Origin of the sequence: Nocardia sp. NPDC059236, from assembly GCF_042754085.1 — a bacterium.
Lineage (GTDB): Bacteria > Actinomycetota > Actinomycetes > Mycobacteriales > Mycobacteriaceae > Nocardia.
Window position 1 is genome coordinate 764,865 of record NZ_JBHZAF010000001.1, and the last position, 13,712, is coordinate 778,576.

The window sequence follows — 13,712 nt, forward strand, 5'->3', positions numbered from 1 at the left end:
GGAGGCTGTAAACCTCCCGCCTTCGGGCACAGGTGGTTCGATTCCATCCAGCCGGACCGAGCCCTTCTGTCCCAACGGGTAGAGGAGCCGCTCTCAAAAGGCGGTAGTTCCGCGTTCGAATCGCGGGAAGGGCACCCGCGCGTAAGTGGCGAAAATGGGATACGCACTGGATTTAGGCTCCAGCGCCTTCGGGTTTGAGGGTTCGACTCCCTCCTTACGCACTCATGACCTCGTGCTGTGTTGGTAAGGCACCCTGACTTTCACTCAGGGCCACGTGGGTTCAATTCCCATCGAGGCCACTGTGCGCTGTTGCACTGTGCCCCATTCGATCCCGAGTGGTCTTCCCCTGATCTAGGAGTCCCGTAATGCTGTCTACTCTGTCTGCTGCCTCGTCCGCCATCGACTGGGTCGGCGTCGCTGAACTGGCCGGCAAGGTCCTTATCGCCGTGCTGACCGCTGTGATCGGCTGACGCTGCACGAACAACTATGCCCGCCAAGGCTGGAGCGGAAGCTTCCAAACTTCGGCGGGCTTCTTTGGGTGTCGTCCAGCTTGGCCTAGGGCACTCGCTTTGGGAGCGAGATACGTGGGTTCGAATCCCGCCACCCGAACAATATGACCAGACGACTGTAGAAGCCAGTCGGTCAACAGAGAGCTGGGACGCCCTGCTGGTGGGTAGGTTCGGTCTGAGTAGAGGTCGCTCGGGAATTCGGCCTCACACACAGTTTTGGCCCGGATGGATGTTCCGGCAACACTTTTCAGGAGCATCTATGAAGAACATCCGCGTCGAACGGTACGCACACCCATCGATCACCAGTGACTGGTCCGGCCTCATTGAGGGCGAACGCAGCGACGGCTCTCGATGGATTCTGTTCCTCGACGAGAACGGCAGCCCAGAGCTTTTCTGGGCGCAGCGCGAGGACAACGGAGCCACGATCGGTGATCCGATCCAGTTGTAGCGCAACCTATTCCAAGCCAGGAGAAGCCAGTGACCCCTTCGGTCGGTCGAATCGTCCATTACCAGTCCTACGGCACTCCGGGCGGCGAGTATCTATCCGAACCGCTCGCTGCCCTCGTGACTGGCGTTGGAGGCCCCGCGCATACCGGCGCGGATTACGTCGACCTGTGCGTGTTCTATCCCAACGGCGCGTCGTTCAAGACCGTCGTTCGGCGTGCCGATGAACCGACGCCCGGCCACTGGAACTGGCCTCCTCGCGTCTGACCCTTCCTTCTCCCGCCAGGAGCCTCAATGGATTTCGCTGCCATCATCCGCCTGTTCTGCCACCAGCCGATCCGCACCCTTGAGTTGCACATGGAAGCCCCGATCGGTGTTTGGTCGTGGTGAATCTCGACCAGTGCCGCGATCGTCCGTGGGTCGTGTACCGCGACGGGCAACCGGGGTCGCAAGAGTTCCGGATCGACCGCGCGCAGTCGATCGTTGTGTACCTCGGCAGCGGTGGACGGTCGCGGTGGTCCCGGATCCAAAACGCGATCCGCGGTTTCCTTTTTCAGATGTATTCGCCCTGAACACCACTGAAGCCGCCCCTGTCGGAGCGGCTTCAGGCAGGATCTGCTCCGGGACTTGGAGCGAGTGTGACGTCTGACCTACCCGGCTGCTTGGACCCGGATCAGCCAGTACCGCGAGCATATCGCGCATCACCAGCAGGAGCCGGATGTCAGGCATGATGCGCTGGTCGTGTTCGCGCGGCTGCTGCGTCCGAGGCGGCCGGAGCCGCGAGAAGTGGGCGTTGGCCCGATGGCGCGACGAGTACGAGACGGACCCGGTCAACCTCAGCGCTGCTGCCCGACCCAGTCGCGCAGCTTCAGAAGCAACTCGTCTGCGCTGTCTTGGTGGGCGGGACCGTAGCCAAGTGTGATCGGCGTGGATGAATCGCGGAAGTGAAGCGTCACGTCGCCGGAGAGTTTGAAGGATTCCTCAGTTCCAGTGGGGTACCCCTGGACCTGGCCGTAGGTCAGTCGGTCGATGGAGTCCAGCGAGCGGTACCAGCTGCAGACCTGCGTAGGTTTGCTATATCGTCCGAGGCTCTGATCACGCTCGCGGATAGCGGTCCATTGCTGTTCCCGATACGTGACGCTGACGTGAGCGAGGCCGCCGCCGATGATCCACAGCCCGAACCACTCCGTGCTCTTTCCGTTTGGGGTGTAGCGGATGTAGCTGGCCTCGACGTCTCGATCTCCAACAAGAGCTGCGACGGCACAGACGACATCGCTGGGTGCCTCATTGGAGTGCTGCCCACTCTGCGTCGTCGCGAGCTTTGTGAGCTGGCGGTACCTGTCCATTGTGATTTCCACGTGCACAGGGTAGCCGCAATGGGTCACAAGTCCGCGAAGGTGTGACGAGGCTCAGGACGAAAACCCTTGGCGCTGAGCTAGATCCATCGAGGTGGTTTCAACCGCGAAGGAGGCGACGAGTCGTGGTCGATCAACGACCTGGCACGGTTGGTGCGTCGAAGGACCTCAACGAGTACTGGTTGGCGGGTCCAGGTCTCGCCAAGTGGGCCGACAGCCCCACACCGTGGCGGACCTTGAGAATGCAACTCCTGCAATACATGTCGATCGAGAAGGCGAACGGGTTGGCGACCGAGTACTTCTACGAGGTCTTCCATTACTACCCAGGTTCGGCTCAACATAGGAAGCAAGGCGGCAAGTGAACGAGATTCCCGATTGCGTTGACATCGAGATCATCGAGAAGACCTCCCGCGCGAACCGCGACGGTGCCGGCGGCATCGTGGTCCCGAACGAGATCCGCCTCAACGGCAAGCGCGTACTCGCGCCCGCCGACGATCCAGTGATCGTGCACGGCGTCACTGTGAATGCAGAAGAGCCAGTCAAGGTGACGCTTACCCTCTTTGCCCGCGTCGTGAAGATCGGGCACGAGATCAAGCCCCACCAGGCGATTCGCCGTTTGTGGGACAAGGATTTCAACCTGATTCACACGTTCGCCGAGGGTGAATCCTGGACCGAACTGGCGACCGACCACCCTGCCACGAAGCACATCCTCAATGCCTTCGTTGATCGTGGGGAGAACGTCCACCTCACAGTGGACGAGAACGGACAGCGGTCGTCATTGACGCTCTCCGAGCTGGTGTATCAACCTGAGACCGCGATCGCCGTCGTCGGCGCCCCAGGCGAAATAAATTCGATCACAGTCAGCTGGTCTGACTTCTCCGACCAGCGCAACAAGTCTTAACTGCGCGATACGCGTAGTGCGACCTCGTGCATCGAGGTAACGCAGTGGTAGTGGCGGTGCTGCCCAGAGAACACCTACCGCAAGAAATGGCGAAGCCCCAGTGCGCATATCTCGCGTGCCTTTTTGACAGAGGCGCAGTAGAGGCGAGTTCGCTTGCGTAACGCAGAGGCGAATTATCACTGGGGCGTTCAGCCAAAAGCTTAACAGATTTCGCCACCACCCTCGTGCCCCATTCGGCAAGGGGCCACCCGCATCACGACGGGTAGCAGGGTCTCTAGGTGGCGGGTCGCAGGCAGCCATGGGCGCCGCGACCAGCCCGCCGCGCCGGCCCGCTACCCCGCGCCGCGGCGGGCCTCAAACAACACCCAGCAGCAACGCCCGGAGGCTTCCAATTATCGACGATCCAATCGCGGAGGCCGTTGGGCGACGCCTGATGCCGGAGATCACTGTCTATAGCCGTCCGGACTGCCAGCCGTGCAAGGCGACCATTCGCAAGCTGGACGCGCTCGGTGCCGAATACCGGAAGGTCGACGTCACTGAAGACGACGCCGCTCTCGATTACATTCGCAGTCTCGGCTACTCGCAGGCACCGGTTGTTGTTGCGGGAGAAGACCATTGGACAGGTTACTCGCCGGACAAGCTCACCAAGGCAGTTGCCCTTGGCACGGAGTTCCCATGAAATTTCGACTGAAGTTCCTCTGGTTCGAACTCCACATCGAGACACCCGAACCGGTCCAAGTCTCAGCCACCGATCTGGTCACCGCTCTCTGGTCGGCGATCTCTCAGAATCCGATGCAGCCCATCGTGCTTGTCCCCGAGGACGACTCGGAGGAGGGATGAGCACCTTCCGTGCCCGGATCAAATCCGGTGACCTCTGGCTCGCTGTCGGAGCGGCTGTGATCGGCGCAGAACTGATCGCGCCACCCGGTGAACTGCTATCCGAAGGTGTCGACCGCGCGATCCAACACAGACCGGTCATGACCCGAACCGCGATCGCGGTCACCGCCCTTCACCTCGCGAATCTCATACCCCGCCAGGTTGATCCGTTCACCATTCTCCTGAGAGTCTCAACGTCTTGCCTCAGACTTTTGCGTTCGGTCGTCTCCCACACGACCCACGCCCCGCACGCCTGACGATCACCGCCGACCACCTCCGCGGCTACACCCCACCTGCCTCTGCGGACTGGCTGTCCAAAGTGCCGTCCTGGCCCATGTCGCTGAACGACAGCCTGGGCGATTGCACCGCGGCCGGCGCCGGACACGTCGCCCAGCAAATCAACTGGTACGGGCAGCACCAGGATGCGCCCGTCGCTGACGCCGATGTACTGACCATGTACGAGGCCATCTCCGGATACCGGCCTGGCCAGCCGTCAACCGACGTCGGCGCCACCCTCCAGGACGCGCTGAAGTACTGGCACACAACCGGTGTCGGCGGTAACCGGATCGCCGCGTACGCGCAGATCAAGGCCACCGACTTGGCTACGATCCGCGCCTGTATCAGCCTTTTCGGTGCCGTCTACACCGGCATGAACTTCCCGGCCAGCGCGATGGATCAGTTCAACGCGGGCAAGCCGTGGACTGTGGTCCCTCGGTCCCGCATCGAGGGCGGCCATTGCGTCCCGATCGGCGCCTACGACGCTTCGAGCTTCACCTGCGTCACGTGGGGCAAGACACAGAAGCTCAGTGTCGACTTCTTCCAACGCTACTTCGATGAGGTCTGGACGGTTCTTGACCTGGATTGGTTGACTGCACAGGGTGTTTCACCCGCTGCGATCGACGGTGCCAGCCTCAACGCGAACTACCAGGCGCTGACCGGGCAGCCCGGCCCATTCCCGACCGTGGCGCCCAGCCCCGTACCAGCGCCCACGCCGGCTCCCTCCGATGCTGCTGACGCTGCCCTGGTGGCGGCGTTCAAGACGTGGGAAGCCGCCAAAGGCTTTGCCGCCTAACTCGTTCTGATGATTGGTGACGGCCAATGCGCCACGAAGTGCTTGGATCCAACGACCTGGTGACCTTCGACGGCCGCGGCCGTTACCGCATCACCCGCATCGAGCGTGGACGTGCGCTCATCACGTCACTCACCAACGGGCACGCCCTGATCGTGCCCGTTTCCCGGCTTGCCCAGGTGGCAGCCGTTCCCACCACCTGATCGCGGACCGGCCAGGAGCCGCCGCGCATCCTGGAGGTTCCGCCGAATGGCACGTAAGAAAACCAAGCCTGTCGAAGAAGTGCACGACGTTCAGCAGCGCCGCAAACGCGCGCTCGAACTGCGCCTGTCCGGGCTGAATCAAACTCAAATCGCTGAGGAAATGGGACTGCACAAGTCGACCATTTCCGACTACATCCAGCACGCGCTCGCCGACATCACCCGCGAGAAGGCCGACGAATACCTGCAGATCGAACTGTCCCGCCTCGACGCGATGTGGGCAGGCATCTGGAAAGACGCAACCCACGGCGACACCTGGAAGATCGACCGCGCCCTCGCGATCATCGACCAACGCGCCCGGCTTACCGGCAGCTACAAGGCTGCTGAACTCAAAGCCGTCGCTGACGCCAAGGGCAACGTCAGCGGGGAAGCCAAGTCGATGGTCGGCCAACTGGTCGACGTATTGCACGCCCTCCACTCGGCGCACGAGGCTGCCGACAGTGAGGCCGCTGAATCCGACGAGGCCGATGCTGCGTGAACCTGGCAGAACTGCCTATCCCCATGTCGCGCAAACAGATCGCATCCATCGTCGGATGCGAGACAGCGTCGATCACGATCTGGACCGGCGCAATCCGCTCCGGAAAGACAATCGCCTCCATCCTCGCGTTCTTCATCGCCGTCGAGTCCGCCCCGGAAGGCGCTCTCATCCTGATCATCGGGCGGACGTTGCAGACGATCGAGCGCAACATCCTCGAGGTGATGCGCAACGAGAAGCTCTACGGGCTGCTCGCCAAGGAAGTGCACCACACGCGAGGCTCGAGCACCGCGGTCATTCTGGGCCGCGTCGTGCACCTCGTCGGCGCCAACGACGAAGCGGCAGAAGCGAAAATTCGAGGCTCCACCGCGTATTTGGCGATGGTCGACGAAGCGACCCTGATTCCGGAGAACTTCTGGACACAGTTGCAGGGCCGCTTGTCTGAGCCCGGAGCCCGCTGCCTGGCGACGACGAACCCGGACAACCCGGAGCACTATTTGAAGAAGAAGTTCATGGACCGCGCGGGCGAGCCTGGGATGGACGTCAAGGTCTTCCAGTTCTACATGGACGACAACCCCCAGCTCGGTGCCGACTACATCGCACGCAAGAAGGCCGAATTCACCGGAGTGTTCTACAAGCGGTTCATCCGCGGTGAATGGGTGGCAGCCGAAGGTGCGGTGTTCGACAGCTTCGATCCCGACCTACATGTGGTCGCATGGGAGGATCTGCCGCAGATGCGGTGGATTCTCGGCATCGGAGTCGACCATGGCACAACCAATCCCACCCATGCGGTGATGATCGGCCACGGCGTTGACGACGTCCTGTACTGCATGGACGAATGGCGGTATAAGGCGTCGAACGAATCCGTGCGATGGTCCAACGTCCAGCTGTCGCAAGGTATTCGGGACTGGATCGACACCGCCCACCATCCCAGCGACGACCCCGACAACCCGCCTCGTCTGACCGGATCGGTAGTTGTCGACTCCTCAGCCGCGGACTTCCGCGTGCAGCTTAAACAAGACGGTCTCAGTTCGCTCAAAGCCAACAAGGATGTCACCTACGGGATCCGCACGATGATCGCCCTGATCGGTGCGGGCCGGCTGAAGTTCACTGACCGCTGTCCGGAGCTGCTGAAAGAGATCCCGGCATACGTTTGGGATGGGAAGGTCAGCGCCGAGGGCAAAGACCAAGTGATCAAACTGAACGATCACGGCATCGACGCCACCCGGTATCTACTTGTCACTGCCGAACGTAAATGGCGCCGGCACATCAAACTGGGTACGCTACCTGGCCGCCAGCTCCAGGACCCCGATCTGGACGCGGCATAGCAAACAGCGAAATTGGCGGGTTTGCGTCCGCAAATACACTGTGCATGAACCGAAACGAGGAGAGAACCACGTGTCCCTCGCTGACGACATGCGCGAAGCAGCACTCGAAGCAAATCAGAAGCAATTCTGCAAGACCGGTGCTTGGATCGAAACACTGGACGACCGGGACCGAGCAGCCATCGTCGAGTTTCTCGCTGCTGGCAAGCCTGTCTCCCATCTTCATGGCCTGGCCGTCCGTAACGGATGCGGCGCCGCGGAAACCCGTTTCCGGCAGCACTTCCGGCAACGCTGCTCCTGCTTCAAGTTGGAGCACGCCGCGTGAGCCTGGCAGACGCACTCGCATCTGATCCGGCTCGTGAGCCGATCAACAAGGGTTCGATCGACGTCACCAGCGACGGAGCGACAGTCAACAACGTCGTTGTCGATTCACCGATCAATGACGACTGGACCACGGTCTTCGCGCTCTTCAACCTGAACGCGGACGAGTTCGAGGTCGTCGACGACACCGTCCGCATGTCGACGTGGCAGCAGTCCAAGGCACTCGAAGACGGCAGACGCGACCTGGTGCAGCTGTACTCCTACAGCGCCCGATTCCGCCGTCGACGATCCACCGACATCTCGCCCGCCATCGTGGACATGTGGCGGCACGAACTGGCCTCGAACCCCCTTCCCGCCGCTGAACCCGCCTCGGGCGGTGGCACTTACGTGCTTCTCGTCGCGGATCCGCAACTTGGGAAGAAGGGCACCGAGCAGGCCGTCCACAACTGGCGATTCGGAGTACGCGCCCACCTAGTCGCTGCCAAAGCACTTCGAGCCGAACACGACATCACTGGGATTCACGTCGCTTTCATGGGCGATGAGACCGAAGGTGTCTGCAACAATTACGGCAACCAGCCCCACACGATCGAGTTGAACCAGTCTCGACAGCTTGAGCTGGACTTCGACCTGCGGGTGTGGACGATCAAAGCGGCCGCTCGCATTGGCCTGCCCGTGACGGTGTCCTCGGTGATCAGCAATCACGGCGAATGGACTCGCAACGGCAGCAAGGAGCCCGTCACCTCGCAGGGCGACAACGCATCGACGCACATCGCTCGGCAGGTCAAGAAGCTGTTCGACGAGCTCGAAGCCCACGGCGTCGGTCCGCACATCGACTGGCACATCGGCTCTGGGGACCCCGCGGTGACGCTCAACCTCTCCGGCGTCGACTGCTACTTCTCCCACGGATACATCGAGAAGGGTCGCGGATCCTCAACCGAAGTCCGCACCCGCAACGCCATCGAGCGCCAAATCCTGGGCCGCACTGAAGAGCTCGGCGCAACCTCGCTGTTCTTCACCGCGCACTATCACCACTTCTACTGCCAGGAATTCGAAGGGCGGACGCTCTTCGGCTGCCCCGCTCTCGAAGCTGAGCGGTCCTCCGAGTACATGCTCAACCAGTTCGGTGTGTGGTCACCCGCCGGAATGCTCGGCCTGCTCGTCGGTGAACACCACCAGCGAGGCTGGTCGAACCTCAACGTTTTCTAACTTCACAGCGCCGCAGCCGAGTTCGCGCGCTAACCCATTCCTTGGAGGCGCCCTGTGGCGATGCCCGACTATGCGGGGGTATGGCCTCCCAAGCCGCACGACACCGCCTACGACGACTACGGCGTCTACAGCTCATGGTGGGCCGGCGACACGATCGCCCTGCAAACGATCTACAGCAACCCCAACTATCTGATCCCTGCACCGCGGCCCTCGCAGCTGCGCGGCGGCGTGGTCGGGATGCTCAGCCGCTTGTGGTGGGGCCGCCCAGTCCTGCAGGACACCAAGCGTTTGCATGTGCCGGCCCCGGCTGACATCGCGACCACATCTGCGGATCTGCTATTCGGGCAGCCGCCGAGCTGGTTGTTCAGCGAGGGCGACGCGACCGATCTTGAGGGCGCTCAGGCGCGGCTCGACGACCTTTTCGATGACGCTGATACGGTTTCCACCCTTCTGGAAGCTGCGGAGATCCAAGCAGCTCTCGGTGGGGTTTTCCTCCGGTTGTGGTGGGATACCACCGCATCGGACAAGGTCATGCTCTCCGCGGTCGCACCGGATGGTGCGATCCCGATTTGGCGGTATGGGTGCCTGCGTGAGGTGACGTTCTGGAGCGTCGTTGGCAAGGACAAGTCCGGTACCTGGCGGCACCTGGAACACCACTCACCCGGCCGTATCGAGCACGCGCTCTACGTCGGGGACGACGGGTCCATCGGCAGACGAGAGCCACTGACCGCCCTCGACGCCACCGCCTGGGCTGCCGACCTGGTTGATGAGGAAGCCGGAATCGATACGGGCGTCGAAGGTTTGACCGCCGCCTACGTGCCCAACGTGAAACCCGCGCGGAAATGGCGGAATGCCCCTCAGTTGAGTGCGCTGGGTCGTAGCGATTTCGAAGGTGTCGAGCAGCTGTTCGATTCGCTCGACGAAGCGTGGTCGAGCTGGATGCGCGATTTGGACATCGCGAAGGGCCGCCTTTTTGTCGCCCAAGAGCTCCTCCACGATCAAGGCCCCGGCAAGGGAGCCGCTTTCGATCCGGAGCAGCATATCTTCACCGGGGTCCCCTCCGATCAGATGGAACTCAACGACGGTGCATCCAAGCAGCTCGTTCAGGCGCAGCAGTTCCAGATCCGTGTGGAGGAGCACGCGAAGACGTGCGAGAAGCTGCTCAAAGAGATCTTGCGCGCCTGTGGGTACTCGGCTGCTGATTTCGACGACTCTGACGCCGCGGCGATGACCGCGACGGAAGTGTCTGCGCGCAAGGACAAGAGCAACCAAACCCGCAATCGCAAGATCCTGTATTGGCAGGCTGCGATGCAGCCGCTGGCGACCACTGCCCTGCAGCTGGACGCCGTGGTCTACGGCGGGGGACACAACTATGGGCTCACTGCGGATCCGGAGATGAAGTTCCCGGTCCGCGTCGACCAGGATCCCGTGTCGCTGTCGACCGCGATCTCGAATCTCCGTGCCGCTAAGGCGATTTCCACGGAGACCGCAGTTCGGATGTACAACCCGAACTGGAGCAACGACGAAGTCGCTGACGAGGTCGAGCGGATCCAAGAGGAGAACGCTCGGGAGAACACCGTGGTCGACACACCAGGTGACTTCGGAGCCCAATCCGATCCGCAACCCCCCGATGACGCTGGCCAGGGCGACCAGATGGACGGGTTGCAGGAGGCGGCCTGATGCCGCTCACACCCTCCAACGGCGACGGGCATATCGGTCCGGTTCGCCGCGCCTACGAACGCACCGAGGAACTCGTGTGGCGCGCCCTGTCACGGATTCTGGTGGGGGAGCGGTGGAAAGGGCTGCCGTGGCCCGTGCGAATGTTGATGAAGCTGCCGGGTTTCCGCAACACGATCACCAACACGATGACCGGGTTCACTGCTCGAATCGCTGTCCTGATCCTCGCGATCCTGACGAAGGCATTCAAGCGCGGCGCACGCCAGGCTGATACCGACCTCAAACTCGAGATCCCAGGCGGACAGACACTTCCGGGCCACATCGGCACGCTGGTCGATTCCCTGCGCAGGCGCGGAACCCTCGACGACAGCGCGATCGAACAGCTCGCACATCAGGTCATCACGACCCTCGACAAGGTGCACCGGCAAGTACCTGTCTCCGCCGAGGCCGTCTACCGGGGTGTGGTCAATGAGGTAGCCCGCCAACAAGACCGCATCACCGACGACGCCACACTCGACCAGCTGCTGCGGCAAGCCCTCACCCGCTACGCCCGCCAAGGGTTCACTGGTCAGGTTGATCCGCAGGGCCGCCGCTACGAATTCGTCTCCTACGCCGAAATGGTTGTCCGGTCCGCGATCACCCGCGCCGAAGTGGACGGCTACTGCGCGCATGTGACCGCGGCTGGTCACGACCTGGTCATCGTCTCCGACGTGCCCGGTTCTTGCGCGCTGTGCACGCCTTTCGAGGGTGCCGTGATCAGCATCTCCGGTGCGACCACCGGCACAGTCGAGTTCACGAACAGCCTCGGGCGTCCGGTCACAGTGACCGTGAAATGCTCACTCGCTGAAGCGCGGGCGGCCGGCTTGTTCCACCGCAATTGCCGTCACACGATCCGCGTATGGACTGCCGATAGCCCGAACCCGCCTGGAGCGGTCCGATTGTCGGAAGCCGACCGTGCCCAACGTCGGGACGCGAACAGTAGGCACCGCCGCAACCGGATCCTGCAACGGATCGGGTTCGTCTCGACGACATAGTTTTTCGCTCGTGGTGTAACGGCAGCACGACTGAGTTTGGTTCAGTCAGTCCAGGTTCGAATCCTGGCGAGCGATCCGATTCTCAATTGAATCCCCGCCGCGTTGAGCGGCTTCACGACCCCCAGTTCCGGCCTGTTGCCCTGGGGGTTTCGTCATTTCAACGCCGTATCCGGCCAGGCTGCCGTGCGGTGTTTCTGCGTGTCCAGGAGGCACATTCATGGCTGACGAAGCCGACGCCCAGGAAACCACAACTGAACACGACGCTGAGGTCGTTTCCGATTCGACGGAAACCACTTCGGAGGGTTCGACCACGGACACCGGTGCCGATGTACAGGGCACCGAAACCGAGGCCGACACCAGCAAGACCATCGAACCCGATCCCGAGATCGCGCGCCTGAACCGCGAGGTGGACAAGCTCCGCAAGGAGGCCGCCGCCAACCGCGTCAAGGGCAACGAGAAGGCTGAAACCGCAGCTCAGGAAGCCGCGAAGAAGGCCACCACTGAACTCGTGGAGAAGCTTCGGGAAACGCTCGGCCTCGACCCGGCCGAACCCGACCCCGCCGAGCTGCTCAAGGCCGCGGAGAAGCAGGCAGCCGATTTCGCTGCCGAACGCGACTCCTACGCCGAGAAGCTCCGCAACTACGCGCGCAAGGACGCCGTCACCGACGCCGCCAAGGCTGTCGAAGGCGACCTCGACGCCATTCTCGATTCCCGCAAGATCGCGGGCGCAATCGAGAAGCTTGACACGACTGCCGACGATTTCGCAGCCCAGGTGGCCGAAATCGTCAAGAACGCAGTCGATTCCAATCCGAAGCTCAAAAAGGCGCCCGCCCAGGCGGCGGCTCCCCGAAGCGGCGGAGATCTCACCGGCGGTAACGCGGCCCCCAAGCCCGGTTCGCCGAAATCCGTTGACGACCTGATCCGGGAGGCGCGCGAGCGTCGTGCCCGTGAACGGTCCTAATTCTTTGGAGCCACCTCTCCATGGCTAATACCCTTCTCACCCCCAGCATCATCGCGCGCCAGGTCCTCGCGAACCTGTACGCACAGCTGTGCATGGTCCCGACCGTGTACACCGATGTGTCGCAGGAATGGACCGGACGCAAGATCGGCTCGACGGTCAAGATCCGCAAGCCAGCGACCTTCGTGGCCAACACTTTCGATCCGGCCTCCCCGTCGATCACCGTTCAGAACGCCACGGAAACCAGCGTGGACGTCACCCTGGACACCCACAAGGACGTGTCGTTCGCGATCACTTCCCAGGATCTGACCCTGCGCGTCGAGGACTTCGACACCCAGTTCCTCGGTCCCGCGTCGGAGGCGCTCGCCCAGGCAGTCGACCAGGCCATCATCGCCAAGATGAAGGCAGGCTTCACCCAGGTCGCCGGTACCGGTACCGGCACCGAGTGGAACAAGCCCGAGGTTCTGATCGAGGCCAAGCGACTGCTCAACCTGCAGTCGGTTCCCGCCACCGAGCGCTCCACCGTGATCGGCCCGACCGCCGAAGCTGCGTGGAACAACACCGACTGGCTGAAGTTCGTGCAGAACAGCGGTTCCACCGACGTGCTGCGTGAGGGCTACCTGGGCCGTCGCCTCATGGGCTTCGACCCGTACATGACCCAGAACATCGTGCAGCCTGCGGGCTCGCCGACCACCGGTCAGCCCACCACCGAGGTCGGCCTGGCCTACCACCGGACCTCGACTGCCTTCGCGTCGGCGACCCTGGCTCTGCCTTCGGACAACACCTGGGCGGCCATCGAGTCCTACAAGGGTCTGTCGCTGCGTCTGGTCAAGCAGTACGACATGCAGCTGAAGTCGGACGTCATCAGCTTGGACATCCTGTTCGGCGCCAAGGTCCTCGACGCCAACCGCGGCGTCCTGCTGCGCGGCGCCCTCGCCTCCTGATCGTCACCCCGCCGGCCGGTCATTGATCGGCTGGCGGGGGAGATCGACTTGCCCCCAATTCTTTTGGAGTATCTCTGTGTCGTATTTCTACGACTATCTAGGCACTGACCAAGATCTCTTGGTCGAATCCGACGTGCCGCGACCCGACCTGCTGGAGTGGGCGTACTGGCGTCAGATCACCGAGCAGGAGGCGGAGGCCAAGCGGCCCAAGCCTGTGGAGGTGGTGCCTGACGTGAACCCGGAAACGCCGCAGGAGAATTCGAGCCCACAGGCCGATGATGCCCCGGCTCCGGAGTCTGCGCCTGTACCGGCGACGAAGGCCCCAGCTAAGAAGGCTGCCTCCAAGGCGGCGGCCTAG

The 13,712-nt window shown here is 62.6% G+C and carries 19 protein-coding genes and 5 tRNA genes; 23 read left to right on the top strand and 1 reads right to left on the bottom strand.

The window, feature by feature from the left end; all coding sequences use genetic code 11:
* Nucleotides 1–60 precede the first annotated feature (60 nt).
* From ACFXIV_RS04040 to ACFXIV_RS04065, 6 genes are all read left to right on the top strand, one after another.
* Nucleotides 61–134: transfer RNA gene (locus ACFXIV_RS04040), tRNA-Leu, on the top strand.
* A 5-nt stretch (nt 135–139) separates the two neighbouring features.
* Nucleotides 140–221, top strand: a tRNA-Leu gene (locus ACFXIV_RS04045).
* A gap of 5 nt (nt 222–226) precedes the next feature.
* Nucleotides 227–299 (top strand) — tRNA-Glu (locus ACFXIV_RS04050).
* Nucleotides 300–534: 235 nt separating this feature from the next.
* Nucleotides 535–609: transfer RNA gene (locus tag ACFXIV_RS04055), tRNA-Pro, on the top strand.
* 159 nt (nt 610–768) lie between these two features.
* A complete protein-coding gene (locus tag ACFXIV_RS04060) occupies nt 769–957 on the top strand; it encodes a hypothetical protein (RefSeq protein WP_379400301.1) in 189 nt (62 codons plus the stop codon).
* A gap of 29 nt (nt 958–986) precedes the next feature.
* On the top strand, nt 987–1,220 hold the full coding sequence (locus tag ACFXIV_RS04065) for a hypothetical protein (protein WP_379400300.1): 234 nt from the start codon (nt 987–989) through the stop codon (nt 1,218–1,220).
* Between the two features lie 569 nt (nt 1,221–1,789).
* Here the strand turns inward: ACFXIV_RS04065 and ACFXIV_RS04070 are convergent.
* Nucleotides 1,790–2,311, bottom strand: coding sequence for a hypothetical protein (locus ACFXIV_RS04070; RefSeq protein ID WP_379400299.1), 522 nt, complete (start codon nt 2,309–2,311; stop codon nt 1,790–1,792).
* 122 nt (nt 2,312–2,433) lie between these two features.
* On the opposite strand from ACFXIV_RS04070, the gene ACFXIV_RS04075 reads away from it, so the two are divergent.
* From ACFXIV_RS04075 to ACFXIV_RS04155, 17 genes are all read left to right on the top strand, one after another.
* Nucleotides 2,434–2,670, top strand: a complete 237-nt coding sequence (locus ACFXIV_RS04075; RefSeq protein WP_379400298.1) for a hypothetical protein — start codon at nt 2,434–2,436, stop codon at nt 2,668–2,670.
* Nucleotides 2,667–3,209: a hypothetical protein gene (locus tag ACFXIV_RS04080; protein WP_379400297.1), complete on the top strand. Its 543-nt coding sequence runs from the start codon at nt 2,667–2,669 to the stop codon at nt 3,207–3,209. Before ACFXIV_RS04075 ends, ACFXIV_RS04080 begins: the two co-directional genes overlap by 4 nt.
* A gap of 433 nt (nt 3,210–3,642) precedes the next feature.
* Nucleotides 3,643–3,888, top strand: coding sequence for a glutaredoxin family protein (locus ACFXIV_RS04085; RefSeq protein WP_379400296.1), 246 nt, complete (start codon nt 3,643–3,645; stop codon nt 3,886–3,888).
* Entirely contained in the window at nt 3,885–4,049 is a 165-nt protein-coding gene (locus tag ACFXIV_RS04090) for a hypothetical protein (protein WP_379400295.1), read from the top strand. Before ACFXIV_RS04085 ends, ACFXIV_RS04090 begins: the two co-directional genes overlap by 4 nt.
* A complete protein-coding gene (locus tag ACFXIV_RS04095; RefSeq protein WP_379400294.1) occupies nt 4,046–4,342 on the top strand; it encodes a hypothetical protein in 297 nt (98 codons plus the stop codon). Before ACFXIV_RS04090 ends, ACFXIV_RS04095 begins: the two co-directional genes overlap by 4 nt.
* A 77-nt stretch (nt 4,343–4,419) precedes the next feature.
* On the top strand, nt 4,420–5,157 hold the full coding sequence (locus ACFXIV_RS04100; protein WP_379400293.1) for a hypothetical protein: 738 nt from the start codon (nt 4,420–4,422) through the stop codon (nt 5,155–5,157).
* 26 nt (nt 5,158–5,183) lie between these two features.
* On the top strand, nt 5,184–5,357 hold the full coding sequence (locus ACFXIV_RS04105) for a hypothetical protein (protein WP_379400292.1): 174 nt from the start codon (nt 5,184–5,186) through the stop codon (nt 5,355–5,357).
* Nucleotides 5,358–5,403: 46 nt separating this feature from the next.
* Nucleotides 5,404–5,892 (top strand): helix-turn-helix domain-containing protein, encoded by a 489-nt coding sequence (locus tag ACFXIV_RS04110; RefSeq protein ID WP_379400291.1) that lies wholly within the window; start codon nt 5,404–5,406, stop codon nt 5,890–5,892.
* Nucleotides 5,889–7,217 (top strand): PBSX family phage terminase large subunit, encoded by a 1,329-nt coding sequence (locus ACFXIV_RS04115; protein WP_379400290.1) that lies wholly within the window; start codon nt 5,889–5,891, stop codon nt 7,215–7,217. The genes ACFXIV_RS04110 and ACFXIV_RS04115 overlap by 4 nt, the downstream gene beginning before the upstream one ends.
* A 70-nt stretch (nt 7,218–7,287) precedes the next feature.
* Nucleotides 7,288–7,539: a hypothetical protein gene (locus ACFXIV_RS04120; protein WP_379400289.1), complete on the top strand. Its 252-nt coding sequence runs from the start codon at nt 7,288–7,290 to the stop codon at nt 7,537–7,539.
* Nucleotides 7,536–8,741, top strand: a complete 1,206-nt coding sequence (locus ACFXIV_RS04125) for a hypothetical protein (RefSeq protein WP_379400288.1) — start codon at nt 7,536–7,538, stop codon at nt 8,739–8,741. Before ACFXIV_RS04120 ends, ACFXIV_RS04125 begins: the two co-directional genes overlap by 4 nt.
* Nucleotides 8,742–8,801: 60 nt before the next feature.
* Nucleotides 8,802–10,421 (top strand): phage portal protein, encoded by a 1,620-nt coding sequence (locus tag ACFXIV_RS04130; RefSeq protein WP_379400495.1) that lies wholly within the window; start codon nt 8,802–8,804, stop codon nt 10,419–10,421.
* Entirely contained in the window at nt 10,421–11,452 is a 1,032-nt protein-coding gene (locus ACFXIV_RS04135) for a phage minor capsid protein (protein ID WP_379400287.1), read from the top strand. The genes ACFXIV_RS04130 and ACFXIV_RS04135 overlap by 1 nt, the downstream gene beginning before the upstream one ends.
* A 4-nt stretch (nt 11,453–11,456) precedes the next feature.
* Nucleotides 11,457–11,527 (top strand) — tRNA-Gln (locus ACFXIV_RS04140).
* Between the two features lie 142 nt (nt 11,528–11,669).
* Entirely contained in the window at nt 11,670–12,413 is a 744-nt protein-coding gene (locus ACFXIV_RS04145) for a hypothetical protein (protein WP_379400286.1), read from the top strand.
* Between the two features lie 20 nt (nt 12,414–12,433).
* Nucleotides 12,434–13,354, top strand: coding sequence for a P22 phage major capsid protein family protein (locus ACFXIV_RS04150; protein ID WP_379400285.1), 921 nt, complete (start codon nt 12,434–12,436; stop codon nt 13,352–13,354).
* Between the two features lie 76 nt (nt 13,355–13,430).
* Nucleotides 13,431–13,712, top strand: a complete 282-nt coding sequence (locus tag ACFXIV_RS04155) for a hypothetical protein (protein WP_379400284.1) — start codon at nt 13,431–13,433, stop codon at nt 13,710–13,712.

Excerpts from the sequence above, each read along its gene's own strand:
- ACFXIV_RS04060 (WP_379400301.1), top strand. The coding sequence starts at position 769 with ATGAAGAACATCCGCGTCGAACGGTACGCACACCCATCGATCACCAGT.
- ACFXIV_RS04085 (WP_379400296.1), top strand. The coding sequence starts at position 3,643 with ATGCCGGAGATCACTGTCTATAGCCGTCCGGACTGCCAGCCGTGCAAG.
- ACFXIV_RS04090 (WP_379400295.1), top strand. The coding sequence starts at position 3,885 with ATGAAATTTCGACTGAAGTTCCTCTGGTTCGAACTCCACATCGAGACA.
- ACFXIV_RS04095 (WP_379400294.1), top strand. The coding sequence starts at position 4,046 with ATGAGCACCTTCCGTGCCCGGATCAAATCCGGTGACCTCTGGCTCGCT.
- ACFXIV_RS04100 (WP_379400293.1), top strand. The coding sequence starts at position 4,420 with ATGTCGCTGAACGACAGCCTGGGCGATTGCACCGCGGCCGGCGCCGGA.
- ACFXIV_RS04105 (WP_379400292.1), top strand. The coding sequence starts at position 5,184 with ATGCGCCACGAAGTGCTTGGATCCAACGACCTGGTGACCTTCGACGGC.
- ACFXIV_RS04110 (WP_379400291.1), top strand. The coding sequence starts at position 5,404 with ATGGCACGTAAGAAAACCAAGCCTGTCGAAGAAGTGCACGACGTTCAG.
- ACFXIV_RS04130 (WP_379400495.1), top strand. The coding sequence starts at position 8,802 with ATGCCCGACTATGCGGGGGTATGGCCTCCCAAGCCGCACGACACCGCC.
- ACFXIV_RS04135 (WP_379400287.1), top strand. The coding sequence starts at position 10,421 with ATGCCGCTCACACCCTCCAACGGCGACGGGCATATCGGTCCGGTTCGC.
- ACFXIV_RS04145 (WP_379400286.1), top strand. The coding sequence starts at position 11,670 with ATGGCTGACGAAGCCGACGCCCAGGAAACCACAACTGAACACGACGCT.
- ACFXIV_RS04150 (WP_379400285.1), top strand. The coding sequence starts at position 12,434 with ATGGCTAATACCCTTCTCACCCCCAGCATCATCGCGCGCCAGGTCCTC.